The organism is Idiomarina sp. UBA4206 (genome assembly GCF_002383015.1).
In the GTDB taxonomy this organism is placed as follows: domain Bacteria; phylum Pseudomonadota; class Gammaproteobacteria; order Enterobacterales; family Alteromonadaceae; genus Idiomarina; species Idiomarina abyssalis.
The window spans coordinates 93,537-93,906 of record NZ_DFTS01000074.1; the positions used below are offsets into that span (position 1 = coordinate 93,537).

Annotated in this window: 1 protein-coding gene; it reads right to left on the reverse strand. The window is 50.0% G+C overall.

Going from position 1 to position 370, the window contains the following annotated elements; translation table 11 throughout:
• On the reverse strand, positions 1-370 hold a 370-nt coding region (locus tag B3180_RS15165; protein ID WP_286845337.1), incomplete at both ends, for a malic enzyme-like NAD(P)-binding protein.

Sequence of the window (370 nt, forward strand, 5' to 3'; positions counted from 1 at the left end):
ACCTGGTTCGGATAGTCCGAACGGCCAGTTCCCATAATTAAGTCGTCCCGTGCTGCCATAGCAACTTCCGGTTTAATTTCCGGATCAGGGTTTGAGCAGGCAAAAATAACCGGGTTAGGTGCCATTAGCTTCAGCTCTTCCGGGCTGAGCAGGTCTGGGCCTGAAACGCCAACAAAGATATCAGCACCCTCAATAACATCTTTTAGCGTGCGCTTATCGGTATTGTTAGCGAACAGTTGCTTGTATTCGTTTAAGTCGTCACGGCGGGTGTGAATAACGCCTTTAGAATCGAGCATGTAAATGTGTTCGCGCTGTGCACCGCATTTAATCAGAAGCTCCATACAGGCAATTGCTGCTGCGCCGGCACCGA